Here is a 23,877-nt window from a genome sequence, read left to right as displayed (position 1 = left end):
AAATCCTAACGGATTTTTTTGCTATTTATTTACTATACATTACGAATACTCATAACTAATTTGTTAATCTTGAAAAAAGTAATTATAAAATTAACCTAATAACTTTTTAAAGTAAGACCAAAAGTTAAAAATTTATCTTGTTGCTTTTGATTTTCTACAACAATACTTTCAAAAGTGTGTAGATAGTTTATTTTAAAGTTTAGAAATTTCCATACTGGTACTTCTATTCCTATATCTGCTTGCCAGCGATAATTATCTGAATCCTGTAAAGAAGGTTGCAAAAAACTTTCGTGAGTTAAAATAATTTTATTCTTAAATAGTTTGTATTTTCCGTTTATCCAAAGTGTGCCTCTAACTGTATTAATGGAGTTTTCTCCATTATAAGTTGTTCTTACAAAACGAGATCTGTTAAAATTAGTTCGCTCATACTCACTTGTCAGCGATATTTTTAACCAATTTTTATCTGAATTTAAAATTTGATAGGTAAACCCAGCTCCAAAGAGATAACGTACATTTATCTCCCTTCTAAAATTAGTGCTAACAAAACCTAATAATAAAGGGTATATTTTTTTATCAGGATTAAAATATAGAAAATTTAAGCTTAAAATATCTTCGTCTGCTTTTTCCTTACCAAATTCTTGATAGACATAAGAATTTTGAGTTTTAAAAACCGAGTTTTTCCATGGAGTAAAGCTAAAATTAGATTTAGCTCTAAAGATTAAAGTTTGTACATTACCTCCTTGCCAAAAACCAGTTAAAGATAAATCTGCTTTAACTTTAAGTGTATCACTCTCGTTTATTTGTGCAGTTATAATAAAAGGTAAAAACAATAATAAAATGTAAATTATTTTTTTCATTTTATTCTTCTATTAGATGATTATCAAATTTTTGTAAAATTAACAAAGAATTTAATAGTTTAAAGAAAAATGTAATAGTATTTGGGTAACATCAACTATTTAAAATAGTTCTTTACTATCAATAACTAATGTATCTATAAACTTCGAGGCATTAATAATATCATTATGTAAAACTCTATCTTCATTTACAATAGTTACTTCTTTTCTAAAGCTATGAATAATACTTTCTAAAAAAGGCGAAGTTTTTAAACTACTAAAACTTAATGCTTGTGATGCCGTAAAAAGTTCTATTGCTAAAATAGTTTGTAAATTATCTGTAATTTTTTTACATTTTGTGGCTGCATTAGCTCCCATAGAAACATGGTCTTCTTGCCCATTACTAGACTCAATAGAATCTACACTTGATGGTGTTGCGTATTGCTTATTCTGACTCACAATGCTTGCTGCTGTATATTGTGGAATCATAAAACCCGAATTTAATCCTGGATTCGAAACCAAAAAAGGAGGCAAATGTCTATGACCTGAAACTAGTTGGTACGTTCTACGTTCTGAAATGTTGCCTAGTTCTGATAAAGCTATTGCTAAAAAATCTAAACCTAATGCTAAAGGTTGTCCGTGAAAATTTCCTCCTGAAATAATTTCGTCTTCATCAACAAAAATATTTGGATTATCTGTTACTGAATTAATTTCTGTTAAAAAAGTTTTGGTTACGAAACGAATGGCATCTTTTGTAGCACCATGAACTTGAGGCATGCACCTAAAAGAGTATGGATCTTGAACATGTTGTTTTTGTTGAGATATTAACTTACTACCTTTTAAAAACTCTTTAATTCTTGCTGCAGTTTTTATCTGTCCATTATGTGGTCTTGCCAAATGAATTAAAGCGCTAAAAGGTTCTATTCTGCCATCAAAACCCTCTAATGAAAGTGTACCAATTACATCTGCTAAATATGATAACTTATGAGCTACTAATAAACAATGAATGCCATAAGCTGCCATAAATTGTGTTCCGTTCAACAATGCTAAACCTTCTTTAGATTGAAGCTTAATTTTATTCCAAGAAAAAATTTTAAGTAACTCTTCTGTTGCTATTTTTTTATTCTTATAATACACCTCTCCTAACCCAATTAAAGGCAGAGATAAATGTGCTAAAGGTGATAAATCTCCTGATGCACCCAAAGATCCTTGAGTATAAACTACAGGGATAATGTCATTATTATAAAAATCTATTAGTCTTTTTACAGTTGCTAATTGTACTCCAGAATGTCCAAAACTCAAAGCTTTTACCTTAAATAATATCATCAATTTTACAATTTCTTTTGGCACTTCTTCTCCTGTACCACAAGCATGACTCATTACTAAATTCTCTTGTAATTTTTGAAGATTACTATCATTTATCTTTACATTATATAAAGCCCCAAACCCAGTATTAATTCCATAAATAGGTTTCGAAATCGATTTCGTTTTTGCGTCTAAATATGCTCTACACTTCTTTATTTTTTGAATAGCAATTTCTGATAAAGCTATTTTTTTATCAGAAAAAATTATTTCTTTAATATCTTGTAAGTCAAGAGGTCTTGTACCTATAAAATGTATAGAATTCATGTATAAATTGATTGAGATTCAAAAGTGCAAATTCAAGTTTGTATATGCAAATGATTTTAACAATTTTTATGATTGATAAAACTTTATATTTGCATCAAACTTATAAATAATAATGAAGAAAATAAGCTTTATCCTTTTGGGATTTTTAATGATACTTGCATGTTCTGATGTTAAAAAAAATTATGTTACATTTTCAGGAAAACTAAAAAACAATAAAGACTCTATACTATCTATTGCTAGCAGACAAGCTATTGTAAAAAAGATAACTATAAATAATGATGGTACTTTTAAAGATACTTTAAAGGTTGATAAGGGTGCTATTTATACAATTACAACAAACCCAAGTAAAGCTGCACCAGTGTATTTAAAAAATGGATATGATATTGTTTTAAATGGTGATGCTAATGAGTTTATGAAAAGTTTTACTTTCTCTGGTAAAGGTGCATCTAACAGCAATTTTATAGTAGCCCAAATTAAAAGAAGTCAGCAAATTAATCCTAAAATAATTCTAAATTTAGAAGAAAAAGATTTTAAAGTTGAAGTTGATAAACTAAAAGTTGAATATGATAGTATTTTAAACTCTTATAATGATTTAGATTCTGCTTTTTATAGCTCTATAAAGCAACAAAATGAACAAATGGTTGCGTATTTTAATAATGAGTTTGCTAAAAATAAAGTTATGGGAAAGGGTAAACCTTCTCCAAAATTTGAAAACTATGTTGACATTAAAGGTGGTAAAAAATCATTATCTGACTATAAAGGAAAATACGTTTATATAGATATTTGGGCAACTTGGTGTGGACCATGTATTCAACAAATACCATATTTACAAAGTTTAGAAAAGGAGTACCACAATAAAAATATTCAGTTTATTAGTATTTCTACTGATGAATCTAGGAGAAATGGTAATTCTTGGGAAGCTGCCGAAAAAAAACGGAGAAATTTTGTTAAACAAAAAAACATGAGTGGAGTACAATTGTGGTCTGGTCAAGATTTTTCTTTTCAGCAAGCATACCAAATTAATACTATTCCTAGGTTTTTACTAATAGATCCTGATGGTAAAATTGTTGATGCTAATGCTCCTAGACCTTCTGATCCTAGATTAAAAACACTATTAAATTCATTAGAAAATATTTAAATTTTCTCTTTTTATATTTTATAAAAAAAGCGAAATTCAAGATCAGAATTTCGCTTTTTTTTATAAATTTCTTGTAGTTTTACTCTTTGTAAACACCCATATCTGCATATTTATCCATTCTCTTCATTACCAAATCTGGATTAGATAAATCTTTCAACTCATTAAAAGCTGCTATAATTTGCTCTTGTACAGCTTTAAATGCTCCTGCTCTATCAGAATGCGCACCTCCTACTGGTTCTTTAATGATTCCATCAATTAACTTTAACTTCTTCATATCTGTACCTGTTAGTTTTAAGGCTTCTGCTGCTTGCTCTTTAAACTCCCAACTACGCCATAAAATAGAAGAACAAGATTCAGGAGAAATAACAGTGTACCATGTGTTTTCCATCATATATACTCTATCACCTACTCCAATACCTAATGCTCCTCCAGATGCTCCTTCACCTATTACAATAGTAATAATAGGTGTTTTTAAACGAGTCATTTCTAAAATATTTCTGGCGATAGCTTCTCCCTGCCCACGTTCTTCTGCCTCTAAACCTGGGTAAGCACCTGGTGTGTCTAATAAAGTTACTACTGGTATACCAAACTTCTCTGCCATTTTCATTAAACGTAGGGCTTTTCTATATCCTTCAGGATTTGCCATACCAAAATTTCTGTACTGACGTGTTTTTGTATTGTAGCCCTTTTGTTGCCCAATAAACATAAAAGATTGATCCCCTATTTTACCTAAACCACCAATCATAGCCTTGTCATCTTTTACACTTCTATCTCCATGAAGTTCCATAAAAGTATCTCCACATATAGCGTTAATATAATCTAATGTATAAGGTCTGTTAGGGTGTCTAGACAACTGGACTCTTTGCCAAGGTGTTAAATTTTTATAAATATCTTTTTTAGCAGTAGCTAATTTTTTTTCTATTTTTTTACAAGTTGCAGTAACATCAACATCGCTTTCTTCTCCAATAATTTGACATTTTTCAAGTTGATCTTGTAACTCTTTTATTGGCATTTCAAAGTCTAAATACTCCATATTTGCTTTATTTTGAATTTGTTGTTTGCTCTAACAAACATACTATAAAATTTACTTTTTTTTGTAAATATGATTTTATTTTTTTGATTTAGATTTGTGTAATAATTTATTTTTCAGTGTAGTTTTATTTTTAATAATTCCGTTTAATAATACTACACCAAGTACAATACAGGCTCCTAAATAAAATTCAGGATTCATTTTCTCTTTTTCTCCAAATATAAATAATGCTAGAATAATGGCATAGATAGGTTCTAAATTTATAGTTAACATTACTGTATAGGGAGATAAATATTTCATCACTTTTACAGAAGCTATAAAGGCATAAGCTGTGCAAATGCTGCTTAAAATTATTAGATAAATCCAATCCGTTTTAGGCAAATTAAAAAAATCAACAGAAAATTTACCATCAAAAAATAAAAAAACAGCTACAAAGAGAGTTCCAAAAAAGAGTTGGTACAAAGAAATAGTGTTTGCATCATATCTTTTAATAAATAATCCATTTAAAACTGCAAATAAAGATCCTAAAAATGAGGAAATTAATGCATAAAATATTCCTAGTTTGTATTGAGTTTCAAAGTTAAAAATGATGTATAAGCCTAAAATTACTAAAAGTCCAAGAAAGATTTCTAATGTTTTTATTCTTCTTCTAAAAAAAATTGGTTCTATTAAAGATGTAAAAAAAGCACCAGTACTCATAGTTACTAATGCTACAGATACATTAGAAACTTTAATCGCTTTAAAAAAGAATATCCAGTGTATTGCAATAATGATTCCAGAAAACAAAAACTTTAAAAGCCCTTTTCTATTTACATAAAATGTTTTTTTTGTAATTAGTAAATATAATATGATGAAAATAACAGCAATCCCCATTCTAAAAAATACCAATGGTGCTGCTTCTATTGTAATTAAGGCTCCAAGTATGGCTGTAAACCCCCAAATAAAAACAATAAAGTGAAGTAATAAATAATTTTTAAACTTATTTTCTTGCATTAAAATATAGATAAATAGCTATACAACCAAATAGAAAATTAGGTATCCAAACGTAAAGCAGTGAATCTACACCTGCAACTGCACCTAAAACTTCAGATATTTTAAGTAAAAAGACATAAATAAACATCATGCCAATGCCTATTGCCAAGTTAATACCTGTACCTCCTCTACGTTTTCTAAAAGCAAGTGCAACAGCAATAATTGTTAGAATATATGAAGCAATTGGTAAGCTTGTTCTTTTGTGTAATTCAACCAAATAAGCATTTAAGTTTTTTACTCCTCTTTTTTTAGAAATATCTATAAACTTAACCAATTCATCAGAAGGCATTTCTTGAGATAATGCAGATTGATATATTAAGTCTTTAGGTGTAAAATTAAAAACCGTGTCTATTTTATTTCCAGAAATGATACTATCTCTGTCTTTGTAAATAATTCTTTTTCGCCAATTTGTTAAATGAAATGTAGAATCTTTTTTGTTATACTTTATATAATCTGAAGCTAATTTTGATTTCAGCTTTAAACCATCATACACTTCTGAAGTAAAATCATAACCATTATTACCTGTAGTATTGAAGTTTCTTATAAATATATATGTACTGTCTGTAAGTTGTAAACTAAAATTACTGACAAACTTCAATTTGTTTTGTTGACTCCTATTTTTTATATATGTTTGCTCGAACTTCTTTCTAATTTTACTACTGCTAGGCACCACAAAATGATTCATCAATAGTGATAGCATTGTAATGATAGTTGCACCCACAAAATAAGGATACAAAAAACGAGTAAAAGAAATTTTAGCGTTGGTAATGGCTATAATTTCTGTATTATTAGATAGCTTTGATGTAAATAAAATTACTGCAATAAACAATGCCAAAGGCATAAACGTATTTGCATAATAAATAATAAAATTTGTATAATATTCATCTACAATCTGATAAAAAGTTAAATCTGCATGTTCTAGAAAATTATCTATTTTTTCTGCAATATCAATGGCTATTGCAATAGGTATCAAGATAAGTAAGGTAAAGAAAAAGGTTACCAAAAATCGTTTTAATATGTACCAATCTATTATTTTCAAAATTGTTGTTTTTGGTTTATGTTTTATAGATTATGGTTTAAGTTTTAAGGTTTGCTGTTGTCACTAAAAACTAACAACCATCAACCAAAAACTATAATCGTTTATCCATCTGAATCACCATCTTATCTTTCCATGCTCTAAAATCTCCAGCTAAAATATGTTTTCTAGCTTCTCTTGTCAACCAAACATAAAAACCTAAATTATGGATTGATGCAATTTGTTTTCCTAGCATTTCCTTTGCTGAAAATAAATGTTTCAGGTAGGCTTTAGAATACATTGTATCAACATAGGTAATTCCCATTTCATCTATTGGAGAAAAATCATTTTCCCATTTTTTATTTTTGATGTTAATCGTTCCATGAGCCGTAAATAACATTCCATTTCTGGCATTTCTTGTTGGCATAACACAATCAAACATGTCTATACCCAAAGCTATGTTTTCTAATATATTAATTGGTGTACCAACACCCATTAAATATCTTGGTTTGTCTTCTGGTAAAATTGCTGTAACTACCTCTGTCATAGCATACATCTCTTCAGCAGGCTCTCCCACTGAAAGACCTCCAATAGCATTCGCTTGCTGATTTGAATTTGCAATATATTCTGCAGATTGTTTTCTTAAATCTTTATAAGTACTACCTTGTACAATTGGCATAAATGTTTGCTCAAAACCATATTTAAATGGTAATTTTTTAAGATGATTTATACATCTATCCAACCATCTATGAGTCATGTGCATAGATCTTTTTGCATAATTATAATCACAAGGATAAGGTGTACACTCATCAAAAGCCATAATAATATCAGCTCCAATTGTGCGTTGTGTTTCCATCACGTTTTCTGGTGTAAAAAAATGTGTAGAACCATCAATATGACTTTTAAACTTTACGCCTTCTTCATTAATTTTTCTTCTTCCAGAAAGTGAATATACTTGGTAACCTCCAGAATCTGTTAAGATATTTCTATTCCAATTCATAAATTGATGCAAACCTCCTGCTTGCTCTAAAATATCAAGTTTTGGGCGTAAATATAAATGATAGGTATTTCCTAAAATAATATCAGGATTTATCTCATTTTTCAATTCTGTTTGATGCACACCTTTTACAGTCCCCACTGTTCCCACAGGCATAAAAATAGGTGTTTCTATAACACCATGATCTGTAGTAATTGTTCCTGCTCTTGCTTGACTTTTAGGGTCAGTAGTTTTTAAATCAAAATTCATTGTTGGCAAAGATACTACTATTTAAGAATTGAAAAATTAAAAGATTCTTAAAGATTTAGGCTAAAAACGTCTTTTCTTTTTTGACGAAAAACCTGAATTTTTTCTTTTATTTTTGGGTGATGATTTTCTAAATGAAGCACTTTTTTTATTAAAATCATTTTTTTTAGGAACACTTTTCCTTTTTGGTTTTTGAGCTTTTGTTTTCTCTTTTATTACAGAAGCTTCTTCTGTTTTAGAAGAAGATGAAATCATTGCATTGATAACTTTCATTTCATCATCAGTAAGCTCTCTCCAATCTCCAGATTTTAAATTACCAAGAGTTACATTCATAATTCTTGTTCTTTTTAACTTGGTAACTTCATAACCTAAATGCGAACACATTCTACGAATTTGTCTGTTTAAACCTTGTACCAAAATTATTTTAAAAACTTTTGTTGATATTTTTTCTACCTTACACTTTTTGGTAATAGTTCCTAAAATTGGAACTCCATTACTCATTTTGTTGATAAAATAATCGTCTATTGGTTTATCAATAGTTACAATGTATTCTTTTTCATGATTATTGCCAGCTCGTAAAATTTTATTTACAATATCTCCATCATTTGTAAGAAAAATTAGCCCTTCACTAGGCTTATCTAATCTACCAATAGGAAAAAGTCTTTGAGGATGATTAACGTGATTTACAATATTATCTCTTTCTCTAGAATCTGTTGTAGAAACGATTCCAACTGTTTTGTTTAAAGCAATATAAAGTGTTTTTGGTTTTTGTTGCAATAACCTTCCATCTACTTTTACAACGTCTTTTTTAAAAACTCGATTTCCTAATTGTGCAACGTTTTTGTTAATAGTAACTCTACCTTCAATAATTAATTTTTCAGCTTCTCTACGTGAACAAATTCCTGTTGAGCTGATAAATTTATTGATATTAATTGAATCTTGGTTATTACTCAAGTCTGAATATTTAGATTACAAAAGTACTTATAAGATTATTGTTCTGAAAGTTAAATTAATTCTTGGAGTTTGTACTTTTTTTGTTGGTGGCAGTCTATGTAACCAATTGGCTTGAGTACCTTCTTTCATTACTAGTAAACTTCCTCTTTCTAAAAAAATATCAACTCGTTGTTTGGTGTTTTTATGTTTAAATGAAAATTTACGTTCAGCTCCTAAAGATAAAGAAGCAATTGCTCCGTTTTTCTTCAACATTTTTTCTCCATCAGAATGATAAGCCATCCCTTCTTCTCCTGAATGATAGAGATTTAATAAACAAGAATTGTAAGTTTCGTTACTTTCTTTTTCAACAATTTGTTTCAATTCTAATAATTCTTTTGTCCAAATATTTGCTGTTTTTGTAACTTTAGAATAGGTATATGAATATGCTGAATCTCCATACCAAGCCACTTTTCTTTTTGTGATAATTTTTTTACCCAAAATAATAGCTTCATCATTTTTCCAATTTATGGTTTCTAACAACTTTTGATAATAAAAATCGCATTGTTTTTTATTTAAAACAATGCCATGATAATTCGTAATACCATCAAAAGGCAAAATATTTTTGATGGTTTTTGAAGAGAATAAATCCATCCTATAAAAATAAGAAAAATTTAAATTTTACTTCTTTTAAAAGATAGTAAGTATGCGTATTTTTACAAGATGCAATTTACACTTGAATCAGAATTTTCTCCAACAGGAGATCAACCAGAAGCAATTAAACAATTATCAGAAGGCATTAACTCTGGTGAAAAGTACCAAACACTTTTGGGTGTTACAGGTTCTGGTAAGACATTTACTGTTGCAAACGTGGTAAAAAATGTAGAAAGACCCACTTTGGTTTTAGCTCATAATAAAACATTAGCTGCTCAATTGTATTCAGAGTTCAAGCAATTTTTTCCGAAAAATGCAGTAGAGTATTTTGTTTCTTATTACGATTATTATCAACCAGAAGCCTACATTCCTGTTTCAGGAACGTATATAGAAAAAGATTTATCCATCAATGAAGATATTGAAAGATTACGTTTAAGCACCACTTCTTCTCTGCTTTCTGGGAGACGTGATGTTTTAGTTGTGGCATCTGTTTCGTGTTTATATGGTATTGGTAATCCTACAGAATTTAAAAAGAATGTGATTCCTATTCATGTTGGGCAACAAATTTCTAGAACAAAATTTTTACACCAGTTAGTTACAAGCTTGTATTCAAGAACAGAAATTGAGATTAAAAGCGGAAAATTTAAAGTAAAAGGAGATGTTGTAACTATTTATCCTTCTTATGGTGATAATGGTTATCGAGTACATTTTTTTGGTGATGAAATTGAAGAAATTGAAGCTTTTGATTTAGAGAAGAATACTATTATCGAAAAGTTTGAACACCTTACAATTTATCCTGCAAACTTGTTTGTAACCTCACCTGATGTATTACAAGATGCCATTCATAAAATTCAAGATGATATGGTAAAGCAAGTTGATTATTTTAAAGAAATTGGGAAACATCTCGAAGCAAAACGTTTGCAAGAACGCACAGAGTTTGATTTAGAAATGATTCGAGAATTGGGCTATTGTTCTGGTATTGAGAATTATTCGCGTTATTTAGATGGACGTGCACCAGGCACAAGACCTTTCTGTTTGTTAGACTATTTTCCAGATGATTATATTATGGTTATTGATGAAAGTCATGTAACTGTTCCTCAAACCCATGCCATGTATGGAGGAGATAGAAGTAGAAAGGAAAATTTAGTAGAATATGGTTTTAGATTGCCAGCAGCCATGGATAATCGTCCTTTAAAATTTGAAGAATTTGAAGGTATTCAAAATCAAGTTATTTATGTGTCTGCAACTCCTGCAGACTATGAATTAAAGCAATCTGAAGGAATTTTCGTAGAGCAAATTATAAGACCTACAGGATTGCTAGACCCACCAATAGAAGTGCGTCCAAGTCTAAATCAAATTGATGATTTAATTGAAGAAATTCAATTGAGAGTAGAAAAAGACGAACGAACTTTGGTAACAACTTTAACCAAAAGAATGGCAGAAGAGTTGACCAAATATTTAACTAGAGTTGATATTCGTTGTAGATATATTCATTCTGATGTTGATACTTTAGAACGTGTAGAAATTATGCAAGATTTACGTAAAGGTTTGTTTGATGTTTTAATTGGTGTAAATCTTTTACGTGAAGGTTTAGATTTACCTGAAGTTTCTTTAGTTGCTATTTTAGATGCTGATAAAGAAGGTTTTTTGCGTAATAACAAATCCTTGACACAAACTGTAGGTAGGGCTGCACGTAATGTAAATGGTTTGGCAATTATGTATGCTGATAAAATAACTGACAGTATGCAAAAAACAATTGATGAAACCGATCGAAGACGAGAAATTCAGATTGCTTACAATACCAAACACAATAAAGTACCTACTCAAATTAACAAGAAAATTGAAGATACTTTAACTAAATCTGCAGTTTCTAGCTATCATTATGACAATGCCAAGCAAGTAGCTGCAGAGCAAGATTTACAGTATTTACCAAAAGAAGAAATTGAAAAACGTATCAGAGAAAAGCGTAAAGCTATGGAAGTTGCTGCTAAAGCATTAGATTTTATTGTAGCCGCTAAATTACGAGATGAGATTAAGGTTTTGAAGGAACAGGTTTAAAATTAAGATATTATTGCTGTTGAAAATTATAAAACTTACATGAATTTATAAACCAAAAAAACCTCGTTTTCACGAGGTTTTTAAATATATCTAAACTAAAAATAATTAAGCACTTAAAACTTCAGCAACTTTATCTGCAGCTTCTTGGAATTCTGTTGCAGAAATAATTTCCATACCAGAATTGTCTATCAATTCTTTTGCTTCTTTAGCATTAGTCCCTTGCAATCTACAAATAATTGGCACCGTAATTTTATCGCCCATACTTTGGTAAGCATCAACAACACCTTGTGCTACTCTGTCACAACGTACAATACCTCCAAAAATATTTACTAAAATAGCTTTTACATTTGGGTCTTTTAAAATAATACCAAAAGCAGTTTCAACTCTTTGAGCGTCAGCAGTACCACCAACATCTAAAAAGTTAGCAGGCTCTCCTCCAGATTCTTTAATCAAATCCATAGTTCCCATTGCTAAACCAGCTCCATTAACCATACAACCTACGTTTCCATCTAAATCTACATAGTTTAAACCTGCAGCTTTTGCTTCTACTTCAATTGGGTTTTCTTCACGTAAATCACGCATTGCTGCATAATCCTTATGTCTAAATAATGCATTTTCATCTAAAGAAACTTTAGCATCTACTGCCATTATTTTAGAATCTGATGTTTTTAAAACAGGATTTATTTCAAACATTGAAGAATCAGATTTGATATAAGCAGTATATAAAGCAGTAACAAATTTTGTCATTTCTTTAAAAGCCACTCCAGACAAACCTAAATTAAAAGCTACTTTACGTGCTTGGAAAGGCATTAATCCTAATAATGGATCTATTTCTTCAGTAAAAATTAAATGTGGCGTTTCTTCTGCTACAGTTTCAATATCCATTCCACCTTCAGTAGAATACATAATCATATTTTTACCAGTAGCTCTGTTTAACAACACAGACATATAGTATTCATCTGGTTCTTCGTCTCCTGGATAATATACATCTTCTGCAACTAAAACTTGATTTACCAATTTACCTTCAGCAGAAGTTTGTGGTGTAACCAACATCATACCCAAAATATCATCAGCAATACTTTCTACTTGCTCTATATTTTTGGCTAGTTTTACTCCTCCTCCTTTTCCACGACCACCTGCGTGAACTTGTGCTTTAATAACATGCCAATCTGTACCAGTATCTTCTGTTAATTTTTTTGCAGCAGCAACTGCTTCTATTGGAGTACTTGCAACAATTCCTCTTTGAATTCTTACTCCAAAACTACTTAAAATCTCTTTACCTTGATATTCGTGTAAGTTCATCTGTATTCGTTTTAAACGGAAACAAAAATACAAATTCAATAAATATCTTATATCAATTATTTCATAAAATTTTGCAACGGTTCAATACTTGTTTTCTACACTTCAATACATTTACTTTTTTACATAATTATTGAGTACATAATTTTGGTGTACAAAATATTTTAAGATTTAATTAACAATTATTATCTGTAACGCTTTAAATTTTAAGATGTCTCTCTAATAATTAACATGATGTTATGATTTAGCACAAAAAATGATAAATACATTCGCATCGTGTTTAAACACAATCAACCAAAAATACATGTTTAAAAAAAATTTACTACTACTGATAGTTTGTTTTTCTATCTATCAGTTTACAGCACAGACTAAAAAAGAACGTAAAACAATAAAGGCTTTAAGAATAGAAAAAGCTCCAAAAATTGATGGCGTTTTAGATGATGAAGCTTGGAATAATGCAGAAATAGCTACAAACTTTGTTGTGTTTAGACCAGAAAATGGTGAAGCCGTTAAAGACGAATATCAAACTACTGTAAAAGTAGTTTATGATGATAATGCCATATATATTTCTGCTCAAATGAATGATCCAGATCCTGCAAATATCCCAAAAGAATTTGCTGTGAGAGATAATTTTACAATCGCTGATTTCTTTTTGGTAACAATTAATCCAAATGATGATGGGCAAAATCCTTTTGAATTTATTGTACAATCTACAGGTAACCAAGCTGATGCCAACATCTCAAATGGTAGAGAAGATTTTAATTGGAGTGCTGTTTGGGACAGTTCTGCTAAAATAGACGAAAAAGGATGGAATGTAGAAATGGAAATACCATACAGAGCTTTACGTTTTGCAAACAGAAAAGTACAAGAATGGGGTTTCAACTTTCATAGACGTTTAGAATTGTTAAATGAGCAACACACTTGGACTTTTGTAGATAATTCTGTTGGAAGGTGGACACAATATGATGGCTTGGTTACGGAATTAAGAAATATTAAACCACCTACAAGATTAAATTTATATCCTTATGCATCTGCTGTCACAAATACTTTTGAAGGCACTACAGATTTTGATTGGAATGTAGGTATGGATATTAAATATGGTTTAACAGAAAACTTTACTTTAGACGCTACGTTAGTTCCTGATTTTAGTCAGGTTGGTTTTGATGATGTCGTTTTAAATTTAGGCCCTTTTGAACAACAATTTACAGAACAAAGACAATTTTTTACAGAAGGTACAGAATTATTTAACATAGCAAACCTTTTTTACTCTAGAAGGATTGGTGGTCCTCCAATTGATCAGTTTGATGTATCTAGTACTTTAAACGCCAATGAAGAAATTATAGATTATCCTAATAAAACAACCATGATTAATGCCATTAAAGTTTCTGGTAGAACTAAAAATGGATTAGGTATAGGATTTTTTAATGCGATTACTCAAAAAGCAGAAGCAACTATTAAAGATAATCAAACAGGGCAAACAAGAAAAGAAGTTATAGACCCTTTTACAAACTACAACATATTAGTATTAGATCAGCAGTTTAATCAAAATTCTACAATTTCTTTGATTAATACAAATGTTACTAGAGATGGAAGATTTAGAGATGCAAATGTTACTGCAATGGATTGGCATATAGAAACCAAAGATAGTAGATATAATGCTGATGGTTCTGTAAGAATGAGTACTATTTCTGATGATCCAAACAACCCAAATACAGGTTGGACTTTTGATAATAGTTTTGGTTACAATTCAGGAAATTGGTTTTGGGAAGTAGGTTATAATTTTGAAAATAAAGACTTTAACCCAAATGATTTAGGGATTCTCTTCACAAACGATCAACAAACTATATATGGAAATTTAGGTTGGAGAACTGTAAAAGCCACTAAAAATTTTAATAGAATTTGGTTCAACTCATATCATAATATAAACTTTCAACATTTCTCTGGAACATATACAGGTTATTTTACAGGAATTGGTGGAAATGCACAAACCAAAGAAAGGTTTTCATTTGGAGGCTTTTTAAATTATGGTAGTGAAGAAAAAGATTTTTTTGAACCAAGGCAAGGTACAACAAGTGGTCAATTCTTTTTACAACCAGAACGTTTAAATGTAAACGGATTTATCTCTACAAACTCGCAAAAGAAATTAGCATTAAATGTAAATGGATATTATACAGGCTATACCAACAACCCAAAAGTTGGATATGGGTACAGTTTTTCTCCTCGTTATCGATTTAATAATCAATTTTCTTTACGATACAGATTGCGTTTTAATAAGACCAATGATGACCAAGGTTATGTAGATGAAACAGCAAATAATATTATCTTCGGATTTAGAGACCGTAAAAACTATACAAATACAATTGCTGGCAAATATAGTTTTAATACAAACTCCTCATTATCATTAAGTTTTAGGCATTTTTGGGAAGCTGTAAGTTATATTAGCTTTAACAATTTAAATGCAGAAGGTGGTTTGGATCCAAATACAACTTATCAAGGAGATAATGTAAACTTTAATAGTTGGAATTTAGATTTGAATTACATTTGGCAATTTGCACCTGGAAGTCAATTAATCGCATTTTACAGAAACTCAATATTTAATTCTAATACAAATTCAAATTTAAACTTTTTTGAAAATATAGAAAATCTTTTTGACCAATCTCAAAGACATACCATTTCTGTAAGATTTGTATATTTTATTGATTATAATAGGCTTAAAAATATTTTTTAATATATCCCCAACTTAATATTGAATTAAAACGAATATATCTTCATTAGTGTATTCGTTTTTTTATACTTTAGAGGTTTATATATTTATTATGATTGTTGCAAAGAATATCCATAAATATTATGGTAATGTTGAGGTTTTAAAAGGATTAAATGTAGAGATTAAAAAAGGCGAAGTAGTAAGTGTCGTTGGTCCTTCAGGTGCAGGAAAAACAACATTACTTCAAATTTTAGGCACTTTAGATAAACCTAAAAAAGAACAAGATTTTGAATTAAAAATTAATGATATCTCTTTAAAAAACCTTTCTGATAAAGAAATCTCTAATTTTAGAAACAATCATATTGGTTTTATTTTTCAATTTCACCAATTATTACCAGAATTTACTGCATTAGAAAATGTATGTATTCCCGCTTTTATTGGCAAAAAATCTAAAAAAGAAGCAGAAATAAAAGCTAGAGAATTATTAGATTTTTTAGGGTTATCACAAAGAATAGATCATAAACCTAATGAACTTTCAGGTGGAGAACAGCAAAGAGTTGCTGTTGCTAGGGCATTGATTAACAATCCTTCAGTTATTTTAGCTGATGAACCAAGTGGTAATTTAGATAGTGAATCTGCAAAAAACTTGCACGAATTATTTTTTAAACTTCGTGATGAATTTGGGCAAACTTTTGTTTTAGTAACTCATAACCAAGAATTAGCAAATATGGCTGATAGAAAATTGGTAATGAAAGATGGTGTAATTATCTAATTTTGTAACAATTTAAAACATCAAGCTACAAATTGTAAAACAAAACAATGAAAAAAACTTTTTTAGAGTTTATAAACTATATTAAAAATCCTGTTTTAGAAAGTGATAAAAATAAATCTTTAAATTATCGTTTTCGAGTATTTTTTAAAATTTTCATCTTTTGTATTATTGTAGGTATATTAACTACTCCAATATTCATTTTTATTGAAGAAATGAATTGGGTAAACATGGATAATCATAAAGTTGAAGCCATGTTTAAAGATATGGCTTTATATAAAATTATACTCTTAGGAGGTTTTTTTGTACCGCTAATTGAAGAACTGTTATTCAGAGCACCAATTACCTTATTTAAAAAACCAAAAGTATTTAAAATTGCATTTTATGTTTTTACAATAATCTTTGGTTTAATTCATATCACAAATTTTGACATTACAACCAATGTTTTATTACTAACTCCATTATTAGTAATTCCACAGCTATTTGTTGGCTTATCACTAGGTTTTTTAAGAGTGCGTTTTGGTTTTTGGTGGGCAGTGCTTTTACATTGCATCTATAATTCTTTCTTTTTGACAATTAGCACATTATCTTAATAAATGAATAAAACTCAATTAAAAGAATTTTTAGAGGAAAAAGTAATTCAATACAATAACCCAAAATTTATAGAATCTGATCCAATACAAGTTCCACATTTGTTTTCCAAAAAAGAAGATATTGAAATTGCTGCATTTTTAACAGCAACTATTTCTTGGGGTAATCGAAAAATGATTATCAAAAATGCTCATAAAATGATGCACTTTTTAGATAATGCACCTCATGATTTTATCATCAATCATCAAGAAAAAGATTTAGAGCGATTACAAAATTTTGTTCATAGAACTTTTAATCATATTGATTTTCAGTTTTTTATGAAATCACTAAAGAATATTTATCAAAATCGCAAGGGTTTAGAAAAAGTATTACAAATAAAAGATGCTACAACCAATTACCAAACTGCAATTCATCAATTTAAAAAGATTTTTTTTGAGATTGAGCATCAACAAAGAACTCAAAAACATGTTTCTGATCCTTTAAAAAATTCTGCTGCTAAACGCATCAATATGTTTTTAAGATGGATGGTTAGAAACAATAAAACTGGTGTTGATTTTGGTATTTGGAAAACCCATAGTTCTGCAAATTTGTCTTGTCCTTTAGATGTTCATTCAGGTAATGTAGCTCGAAAATTAAAACTTCTCAATAGAAAACAAAACGATTGGAAAGCTTTAGTAGAACTTGATAGAAGTTTGAGAAAATTTGACAAAAAAGATCCTGTAAAATACGATTTTGCTCTTTTTGGCTTGGGTGTCTTCGAAAAGTTTTGAAAAAAAGCCTCCTCTAACTCTTCCTAATGAGAAGAAATATTTACATAAAATATAGGTTACTAACTAAATCTTAAATCAATATTAACAAAACAAATTCTATTATTTTGGCTATTTTTGGAATCGACTTGGATTCAAATAAACAAATCTATTCTTATGAAAAAAATCATTTTTCTTTTTAGCATATTGTTCTCTTTACATACTTCTTCACAAGATCATAGAATTCCTTTAGATACAGTAGTAGTTACTACAAATTCTGTGGTAATAAAAGGTAAAACCATACCTTATAAAGCAACTACAGGGATGCAACCTGTTTTTGATGCAAACGGAAAAACTATAGCATCTTTATATTATACGTATTACAAAAGAAGTGATGTTAAAAATGATGAAAACAGACCAATTATTATGTCTTTTAATGGTGGGCCAGGTTCAGCCTCTGTTTGGATGCATATTGCTTATACAGGTCCAAAAGTGCTAAAAATTGATGATGAAGGTTTTCCTATACAACCTTATGGAGTTAAAGACAATCCAAATTCTATTTTAGATGTTGCTGATATTGTATATGTAAATCCTGTAAATACAGGGTACTCTAGACCTGTTGTTGCAAAAGGAGAAAAACTAGACAAATCTAAATTCTTTGGTATCAATGCTGATGTTAAATATTTGGCAAGTTGGTTAAATACATTCATCACAAGAAATAATAGATGGAAATCACCTAAATATATTATTGGTGAAAGTTATGGAGGTACAAGAGTTATGGGGTTAGCTGCTGAATTACAAAACAGACAATGGATGTATTTAAATGGTGTAATTATGGTTTCTCCTGCAGATTATAAAGTTTTAAGAACAGAAAGTTCTGTTGATTACGCAATTAATTTACCTTACTTTACTGCTGCAGCTTGGTATCATAAAATGCTACCTACAGCATTACAGAGCAAAGATTTATTAGAAATTTTACCAGAAGCAGAAAATTATGCCATCAATAATTTATTACCAGCAATAGCTAAAGGCGGTTTTATCTCTGAAAATGAAAAAAATCAAGTCGCAGAAAAGTTTGCCTATTATTCTGGTTTAAGCAAAAAGGTAATCTTGCAAAATAATCTAGAAGTATCGCCTTCATTTTTTTGGAAAGAATTATTGAGAGATAAAACAGGACAAACCATTGGGAGATTAGATTCGAGATATTTAGGTTTAGATAAACGTGTAATTGGCACAAGACCAGATTTTAATTCAGAATTAACCTCTTGGTTACATTCTTTTACTCCTGCAATTAACTACTACATTAGAGAACACTTAAATTTTAAAACTGATGTGACTTATAATGTTTTTGGACCTGTAAGACCTTGGGATAATAGAAATAATAATGTTAGAGAAGGTTTACGACAAGCCATGGCTCAAAACCCATACTTGAAAGTTTTAATACAATCTGGTTATTATGATGGAGCTACAACATATTTTGGAGCAAAATATACCATGTGGAAAACTGATCCAAGTGGAAAAATGAAAGATAGGTTCTTTTTTAAAGGTTATAGAAGTGGACACATGATGTATTTACGAAATGAAGATTTACAAAAAGCCAACGATGATTTAAGAACTTTTATTACGAATAGTTTATCTAAAGGAAAACCTGCAAAATACTAATTAATGCAATTTAAAAATCCTGAAGTTTTATACTTTTTATGGCTATTAATTATACCAATTTTAGTACACTTATTTCAGTTACAAAAATTTGTAAAAGTTCCGTTTACTAATGTTGCATTTTTAAAAAAATTAATACAAGAAACTCGTAAAAGTTCTCGATTAAAAAAGCTTCTTATTTTAGCAACAAGAATGCTTTTGTTTTCTGCGATATTTTTTGCTTTTTCTCAACCTTATTTCAGCAATAAAAACACCAATACAAATCAGCATACTTTTATTTATTTAGATAATTCTTTGAGTACAAATACGAAAGGAGAGAAAGGAAATCTACTGCAAGTAGCCTCACAGGAAATAATAGACAATGCAAATACAAAAGACTTTTATAGTTTGCAAACAAACGCTAATTTTTATCAAAATATTTCTTATGATGATCTTAAAAAAGAGTTGCTAAATCTTAAAACTACTTCAAAAAAATTAGATTTCAGTACCATTTTATTAAAAATAGCCAACAACAATAAATACAAAACAAACACTTTAGTTAAAAACATATTAATATCTGATTTTCAATATAATTACAAATATAAGTTTACAAATGTAACACCTGCTTTTTCAGCAATTCAGCTAACACCAAGTATAAAAAGTAATCTTTCTGTTGATAGTTTATTTGTAACTAATACTACAACATCAAACTTTTTAATTAATGTGAAAATAAAAAATGTAGGAAGTGCCAAAAACAATATCCCTATTGCAATTTTTAATCATGAAAAACTAATCAGTAAGCAAACATTTTCTATTGATAAAAATTCAGATAAAATAATTTCATTTACTGTACAAAATCAATCAAAATTTTTAGGCAAAATACAAATAACTTTTAGCGACACTTTTAATTTTGATAATACATTTTATTTTAGTTTAAATACTACAAAAAAAATTAATGTTTTAAGTATTGGAAAAGAAACAAATTACCTATCGAAAATTTACACAAATAATGAGTTTAACTTCACTCAAACATCACTTAAAAACATAAATTATAATTCGTTTAGCAAACAACAAATTATCATCTTAAATGAGCTGGATGACATGCCAACTATTTTAGGGAATAGTATTGTTGATTTTTCTAAAAAAGGAGGCACAGTTGTCATCATTCCAAGTGTAAATTTAACACTAAATACCTACAATAGTTTTTTATCTAAACTTGGAAAATTTACTTTACAAGTAAAAAGAAATGACAGTTTAAAAATTACTAACATCAATTACAATCAGCCTTTTTTTAAAAATGTGTTTTCTAAAAACGTACAGAATTTTCAGTATCCTGTTGTAAAAAGCTACTACCCTACTCAATTTAGAAATGGAAACACAATAGTTTCTTTTGAGAATAATTTGCCTTTCATAAGCCAAGTTAAGAACTCAAATAGCGATATTTATTTTATTTCAAGTGCCATCTCAAAAGAGAATAGCAACTTTTTAAACTCACCGTTAATTGTACCTGTGTTTTATAACTTTGCGAAATTAAGTTTTCAGCATTCAAAATTGTACAATTATTTAGATGATGAAAATACAATAGATGTTGACGTTTCTTTAAACAAAGATGAAATTTTAACTATCAAGAATGATATAGAATCTTTTATTCCACCTCAACAGACATTTCAAAATAAAGTAAAAATCACCACCAAAGACAAACCTTTGGAGTCTGGTTTCTATTATATTACTAACAAAATTGACACGTTAAACACTATCGCATATAATACACCAAAAGAAGAAAGTTCTTTGAATTATTTTGATTTGAAAACTTTACAAAAAGAGTATAAAAACATGTCAATGTCATCTTCAATACCAGAGGTTTTTACTGATTTGAATGAAAAAAATGAAGTTCAATGGCTTTGGAAATGGTTTTTAGCGTTGGCAATTGTATCTTTGTTGCTAGAAATTTTGATTTTAAAATTCTATAAACCATGAGTACACTTCTCAAAAATGCATTAATTATTGATGCAGAAAGTCCTTACCATAATCAAAAAAAAGATATTTTAATTATTGACGGAGTTATTGAAAAAATTGCTGATAGTATTGAAACTAAAGAAAACTATAATATTATAGAATTAGAAAACTTACATGTTTCTTGTGGTTGGTTTGATAGTAGTGTTTCTTTTGGTGAGCCAGGTTTTGAAGAAAGAGAAACTATAGAAAATGGTTTGCAAGTAGCTGCAAAAAGCGGTTTTACTGGGGTTGCTGTTAATGGAAATACAAACCCTGTAGTCGATTCTAAATCTGATATTGAATATTTAAAAAACAAAGCAAATTTTTCTGCTACAAAGCTCTACCCAATTGGTGCTTTAACTCAAAAAAGCGAAGGTAAAGAATTGGCAGAACTGTATGATATGCAACAATCTGGAGCAGTTGCTTTTGGTGATTATAATTTACCTGTAGAAAATGATAATCTCTTGAAAATAGCATTATTATATGCTCAAAATTTTGATGGTTTAGTGTTAAGTTTTCCAAAGAACAACTCCATTGCTGGTGAAGGAATAGCTAATGAAGGGATTAATAGTACAAAATTAGGTTTAAAAGGAATTCCTGCTTTGGCAGAACATATTCAAATTGCAAGAGATTTATTTCTGTTAGAATATACTGGAGGTAAATTACATATCCCAACTATTTCTACTGCAAAATCTGTAGAACTTATTAAAGAAGCCAAGAAAAAAGGGTTACAAGTTACTTGTAGTGTTACAGCTCATCATTTAGCATTAACAGATGATGAATTACATGGTTTTGATAGTAATTTTAAAACAAATCCACCTTTAAGAACTACAGAAGATACTAAAGCACTTATAAAGGCTGTAAAAAATAGAGTGATTGATATTATTACTTCAGACCACAATCCTATAGATATTGAAAATAAAAAAGTAGAATTCAGTGAGGCAAAAGATGGCGTAATTGGTTTAGAAAGTTTATTTGGAGCTGTAAATTCAGTTCTAAATCTAGATGATTATATTACTTGCATCACAACAAAACCAAAGCAGATTTTTGGTATTGAAAATTACTCGATAAAAGAAGGAAAAAAAGCAGATATTACATTATTCAATCCTGACACAACATACACTTTTACTTCAAAAAACATATTATCAACTTCAAAAAACAGTCCTTTTATCAATAAAAATCTAAAAGGTATTGTTTATGGAGTTATTGCTAATAATCAAATCATTTTAAAATAGACATTATGGAAAATCAAACTGTAAACGAAGGAAAAACCGCTGCAATTATTGCATATTTTACCATAATAGGTACTCTAGTTGCTTTCATTATGAACAACAGTAAGAAGAACTCTTTTACAAGTTTTCACATACGACAATTCTTTGGAATTTTTATTATGGGCATGATAAATAAGTATTTAGTTTTTGATATGCTAGGTAAATTTATAGGTGGTATTGTTTTTCTTTTTTTAGTAATATTATGGTTTATTGGTTTTATAGGCGCTATTAAAGGTGAAGAAAAACAAGTACCAGTTGTTGGGGAATATTTTCAACGATGGTTTAATGGTATTTAGTTTTAAAACTAATAATTTTATATGAGTTTACATTATATAGTAAGAAAGCCTAAAACAATCACAGAAAAACCACCATTATTAATCTTACTACATGGTTATGGAAGTAATGAGCAAGATTTATTTTCTTTTGCTGATGAGTTGCCAGATGAATTATTAATTGTAAGTGCACAAGCACCAAATAGCATGGGCTTTGGTGGTTACGCTTGGTATGCCATTAATTTTGATGATGTAAATGGTAAATTCTCTGATTTAAAACAAGCTAAAGAATCTATTATCAAAATTGCTGATTTTATTGATGAAATTAAAGAAAAATACAACACCAACCCTGATAAAACCTTCTTATTGGGCTTTAGCCAAGGCGCTATTTTAAGTTATTCTTTAAGTTTTATGTATCCAAATAAAGTAAACTACATACTCGCTTTAAGTGGTTATATTAACAAGGATATGATTCCTAAAAATATTTCTAAAAATATAAAAACTGAATATTATTGTTCTCATGGCAGTGTAGATCAAGTATTACCTGTGGATTGGGCTAGAAACAGTAAACCTTTTTTAGATAATTTAGGTTTACAAAATGTATATTCTGAATATCCAGTAGGTCATGGAGTTGCACCTCAAAATTTTTATAGTTTTAAATCTTGGATTGAAATGCGTTTGCAGTAAACATTCTTTAGCTATTGAAAATTCAAAATAGATTTATCTTTTCTAAATTTTTATTATATTTAAAATAAAAAATGGATAGTTGGGGTGCATTAACAATGCTTATTAAAAGACAAGAAGCTGCAAAAAATAGAAAAAAGAAACTTAAGTTTGATTTAGATAAACGAAAAAAGAATTTACAAAGCAATAGTGTCAATGGCTTGGAATTCAAAAAAGTTAGCGAATCTGAATTAAAGGAAATAAAGTCTCAAATCAAAAGCAAATCCAAAAGAGATAATATTAAAAATTTAACTATAAATTTATTGATATTTTTAATTTGTTCTCTGGTATTATATTATTTGGTTAC

20 protein-coding genes are annotated in these 23,877 nt (G+C 29.0%); 11 read left to right on the top strand and 9 right to left on the bottom strand.

The genetic code is table 11. From position 1 onward, the window contains the following. Positions 1-95 precede the first annotated feature (95 nt). Positions 96-857, bottom strand: coding sequence for a DUF481 domain-containing protein (locus BTO18_RS02475; RefSeq protein WP_105014708.1), 762 nt, complete (start codon positions 855-857; stop codon positions 96-98). 99 nt (positions 858-956) lie between these two features. After that, positions 957-2,462 carry a histidine ammonia-lyase gene (gene hutH, locus BTO18_RS02470; protein ID WP_105014707.1) on the bottom strand — a complete coding sequence of 502 codons (1,506 nt, stop codon included), beginning with the start codon at positions 2,460-2,462 and terminating at the stop codon, positions 957-959. A gap of 112 nt (positions 2,463-2,574) precedes the next feature. On the opposite strand from hutH, the gene BTO18_RS02465 reads away from it, so the two are divergent. Beyond that, complete coding sequence (locus tag BTO18_RS02465) at positions 2,575-3,600, top strand: TlpA family protein disulfide reductase (protein WP_105014706.1); 1,026 nt, start codon at positions 2,575-2,577, stop codon at positions 3,598-3,600. 79 nt (positions 3,601-3,679) lie between these two features. Here the strand turns inward: BTO18_RS02465 and BTO18_RS02460 are convergent, their stop codons facing one another. The 6 genes from BTO18_RS02460 to BTO18_RS02435 all read right to left on the bottom strand — a co-directional run bounded on the left by BTO18_RS02460 (position 3,680) and on the right by BTO18_RS02435 (position 9,504). Then, positions 3,680-4,633 carry an acetyl-CoA carboxylase carboxyltransferase subunit alpha gene (locus BTO18_RS02460; RefSeq protein ID WP_105014705.1) on the bottom strand — a complete coding sequence of 318 codons (954 nt, stop codon included), beginning with the start codon at positions 4,631-4,633 and terminating at the stop codon, positions 3,680-3,682. Between the two features lie 75 nt (positions 4,634-4,708). After that, positions 4,709-5,623: a DMT family transporter gene (locus tag BTO18_RS02455; RefSeq protein ID WP_105014704.1), complete on the bottom strand. Its 915-nt coding sequence runs from the start codon at positions 5,621-5,623 to the stop codon at positions 4,709-4,711. Continuing rightward, positions 5,610-6,701, bottom strand: coding sequence for an LptF/LptG family permease (locus BTO18_RS02450; RefSeq protein WP_211295558.1), 1,092 nt, complete (start codon positions 6,699-6,701; stop codon positions 5,610-5,612). The genes BTO18_RS02455 and BTO18_RS02450 overlap by 14 nt, the downstream gene beginning before the upstream one ends. Before the next feature lie 91 nt (positions 6,702-6,792). After that, positions 6,793-7,923 (bottom strand): tRNA guanosine(34) transglycosylase Tgt, encoded by a 1,131-nt coding sequence (tgt, locus tag BTO18_RS02445; RefSeq protein WP_105014703.1) that lies wholly within the window; start codon positions 7,921-7,923, stop codon positions 6,793-6,795. A gap of 60 nt (positions 7,924-7,983) precedes the next feature. Next, on the bottom strand, positions 7,984-8,874 hold the full coding sequence (rluF, locus tag BTO18_RS02440) for a 23S rRNA pseudouridine(2604) synthase RluF (RefSeq protein WP_105014702.1): 891 nt from the start codon (positions 8,872-8,874) through the stop codon (positions 7,984-7,986). 27 nt (positions 8,875-8,901) lie between these two features. Beyond that, entirely contained in the window at positions 8,902-9,504 is a 603-nt protein-coding gene (locus BTO18_RS02435) for an alpha-ketoglutarate-dependent dioxygenase AlkB family protein (protein WP_105014701.1), read from the bottom strand. 69 nt (positions 9,505-9,573) lie between these two features. On the opposite strand from BTO18_RS02435, the gene uvrB reads away from it, so the two are divergent. After that, entirely contained in the window at positions 9,574-11,562 is a 1,989-nt protein-coding gene (uvrB, locus tag BTO18_RS02430) for an excinuclease ABC subunit UvrB (RefSeq protein WP_105014700.1), read from the top strand. 105 nt (positions 11,563-11,667) lie between these two features. Here uvrB and sucC read toward each other — a convergent pair whose 3' ends face one another. Beyond that, the gene (gene sucC, locus BTO18_RS02425; RefSeq protein WP_105014699.1) at positions 11,668-12,864 is read right to left on the bottom strand and encodes an ADP-forming succinate--CoA ligase subunit beta; all 1,197 of its coding nucleotides are present in this window, start codon (positions 12,862-12,864) and stop codon (positions 11,668-11,670) included. Between the two features lie 301 nt (positions 12,865-13,165). On the opposite strand from sucC, the gene BTO18_RS02420 reads away from it, so the two are divergent. The 9 genes from BTO18_RS02420 to BTO18_RS02380 all read left to right on the top strand — a co-directional run bounded on the left by BTO18_RS02420 (position 13,166) and on the right by BTO18_RS02380 (position 23,534). Continuing rightward, positions 13,166-15,589 carry a DUF5916 domain-containing protein gene (locus BTO18_RS02420; RefSeq protein WP_105014698.1) on the top strand — a complete coding sequence of 808 codons (2,424 nt, stop codon included), beginning with the start codon at positions 13,166-13,168 and terminating at the stop codon, positions 15,587-15,589. 88 nt (positions 15,590-15,677) lie between these two features. Further along, positions 15,678-16,337 carry an ABC transporter ATP-binding protein gene (locus tag BTO18_RS02415; RefSeq protein ID WP_105014697.1) on the top strand — a complete coding sequence of 220 codons (660 nt, stop codon included), beginning with the start codon at positions 15,678-15,680 and terminating at the stop codon, positions 16,335-16,337. Positions 16,338-16,384: 47 nt separating this feature from the next. After that, complete coding sequence (locus BTO18_RS02410) at positions 16,385-16,927, top strand: CPBP family intramembrane glutamic endopeptidase (protein WP_105014696.1); 543 nt, start codon at positions 16,385-16,387, stop codon at positions 16,925-16,927. A 3-nt stretch (positions 16,928-16,930) separates the two neighbouring features. Continuing rightward, entirely contained in the window at positions 16,931-17,695 is a 765-nt protein-coding gene (locus BTO18_RS02405; RefSeq protein ID WP_105014695.1) for a TIGR02757 family protein, read from the top strand. A gap of 153 nt (positions 17,696-17,848) precedes the next feature. Continuing rightward, positions 17,849-19,333, top strand: coding sequence for a S10 family peptidase (locus BTO18_RS02400; protein ID WP_105014694.1), 1,485 nt, complete (start codon positions 17,849-17,851; stop codon positions 19,331-19,333). 3 nt (positions 19,334-19,336) lie between these two features. Further along, on the top strand, positions 19,337-21,286 hold the full coding sequence (locus BTO18_RS02395) for a BatA domain-containing protein (RefSeq protein WP_105014693.1): 1,950 nt from the start codon (positions 19,337-19,339) through the stop codon (positions 21,284-21,286). Further along, positions 21,283-22,539 carry a dihydroorotase gene (locus BTO18_RS02390; RefSeq protein ID WP_105014692.1) on the top strand — a complete coding sequence of 419 codons (1,257 nt, stop codon included), beginning with the start codon at positions 21,283-21,285 and terminating at the stop codon, positions 22,537-22,539. The genes BTO18_RS02395 and BTO18_RS02390 overlap by 4 nt, the downstream gene beginning before the upstream one ends. A gap of 5 nt (positions 22,540-22,544) precedes the next feature. Then, positions 22,545-22,871, top strand: coding sequence for a DUF4870 domain-containing protein (locus tag BTO18_RS02385; RefSeq protein WP_105014691.1), 327 nt, complete (start codon positions 22,545-22,547; stop codon positions 22,869-22,871). Positions 22,872-22,892: 21 nt separating this feature from the next. Then, on the top strand, positions 22,893-23,534 hold the full coding sequence (locus tag BTO18_RS02380; protein ID WP_105014690.1) for an alpha/beta hydrolase: 642 nt from the start codon (positions 22,893-22,895) through the stop codon (positions 23,532-23,534). Positions 23,535-23,877: the final 343 nt, after the last annotated feature.

The organism is Polaribacter porphyrae, assembly GCF_002954685.1.
GTDB classification, from domain to species: domain Bacteria; phylum Bacteroidota; class Bacteroidia; order Flavobacteriales; family Flavobacteriaceae; genus Polaribacter; species Polaribacter porphyrae.
This window is presented reverse-complemented; position numbering and strand designations above follow the sequence as displayed.

Excerpts from the sequence above, each read along its gene's own strand:
- BTO18_RS02420 (WP_105014698.1), top strand. The coding sequence starts at position 13,166 with ATGTTTAAAAAAAATTTACTACTACTGATAGTTTGTTTTTCTATCTAT.
- BTO18_RS02390 (WP_105014692.1), top strand. The coding sequence starts at position 21,283 with ATGAGTACACTTCTCAAAAATGCATTAATTATTGATGCAGAAAGTCCT.
- BTO18_RS02410 (WP_105014696.1), top strand. The coding sequence starts at position 16,385 with ATGAAAAAAACTTTTTTAGAGTTTATAAACTATATTAAAAATCCTGTT.
- BTO18_RS02400 (WP_105014694.1), top strand. The coding sequence starts at position 17,849 with ATGAAAAAAATCATTTTTCTTTTTAGCATATTGTTCTCTTTACATACT.
- hutH (WP_105014707.1), bottom strand. The coding sequence starts at position 2,462 with ATGAATTCTATACATTTTATAGGTACAAGACCTCTTGACTTACAAGAT.
- BTO18_RS02380 (WP_105014690.1), top strand. The coding sequence starts at position 22,893 with ATGAGTTTACATTATATAGTAAGAAAGCCTAAAACAATCACAGAAAAA.
- BTO18_RS02395 (WP_105014693.1), top strand. The coding sequence starts at position 19,337 with ATGCAATTTAAAAATCCTGAAGTTTTATACTTTTTATGGCTATTAATT.
- BTO18_RS02405 (WP_105014695.1), top strand. The coding sequence starts at position 16,931 with ATGAATAAAACTCAATTAAAAGAATTTTTAGAGGAAAAAGTAATTCAA.
- uvrB (WP_105014700.1), top strand. The coding sequence starts at position 9,574 with ATGCAATTTACACTTGAATCAGAATTTTCTCCAACAGGAGATCAACCA.
- BTO18_RS02435 (WP_105014701.1), bottom strand. The coding sequence starts at position 9,504 with ATGGATTTATTCTCTTCAAAAACCATCAAAAATATTTTGCCTTTTGAT.
- BTO18_RS02460 (WP_105014705.1), bottom strand. The coding sequence starts at position 4,633 with ATGGAGTATTTAGACTTTGAAATGCCAATAAAAGAGTTACAAGATCAA.
- BTO18_RS02455 (WP_105014704.1), bottom strand. The coding sequence starts at position 5,623 with ATGCAAGAAAATAAGTTTAAAAATTATTTATTACTTCACTTTATTGTT.
- tgt (WP_105014703.1), bottom strand. The coding sequence starts at position 7,923 with ATGAATTTTGATTTAAAAACTACTGACCCTAAAAGTCAAGCAAGAGCA.
- BTO18_RS02385 (WP_105014691.1), top strand. The coding sequence starts at position 22,545 with ATGGAAAATCAAACTGTAAACGAAGGAAAAACCGCTGCAATTATTGCA.
- BTO18_RS02465 (WP_105014706.1), top strand. The coding sequence starts at position 2,575 with ATGAAGAAAATAAGCTTTATCCTTTTGGGATTTTTAATGATACTTGCA.
- BTO18_RS02475 (WP_105014708.1), bottom strand. The coding sequence starts at position 857 with ATGAAAAAAATAATTTACATTTTATTATTGTTTTTACCTTTTATTATA.
- sucC (WP_105014699.1), bottom strand. The coding sequence starts at position 12,864 with ATGAACTTACACGAATATCAAGGTAAAGAGATTTTAAGTAGTTTTGGA.
- BTO18_RS02415 (WP_105014697.1), top strand. The coding sequence starts at position 15,678 with ATGATTGTTGCAAAGAATATCCATAAATATTATGGTAATGTTGAGGTT.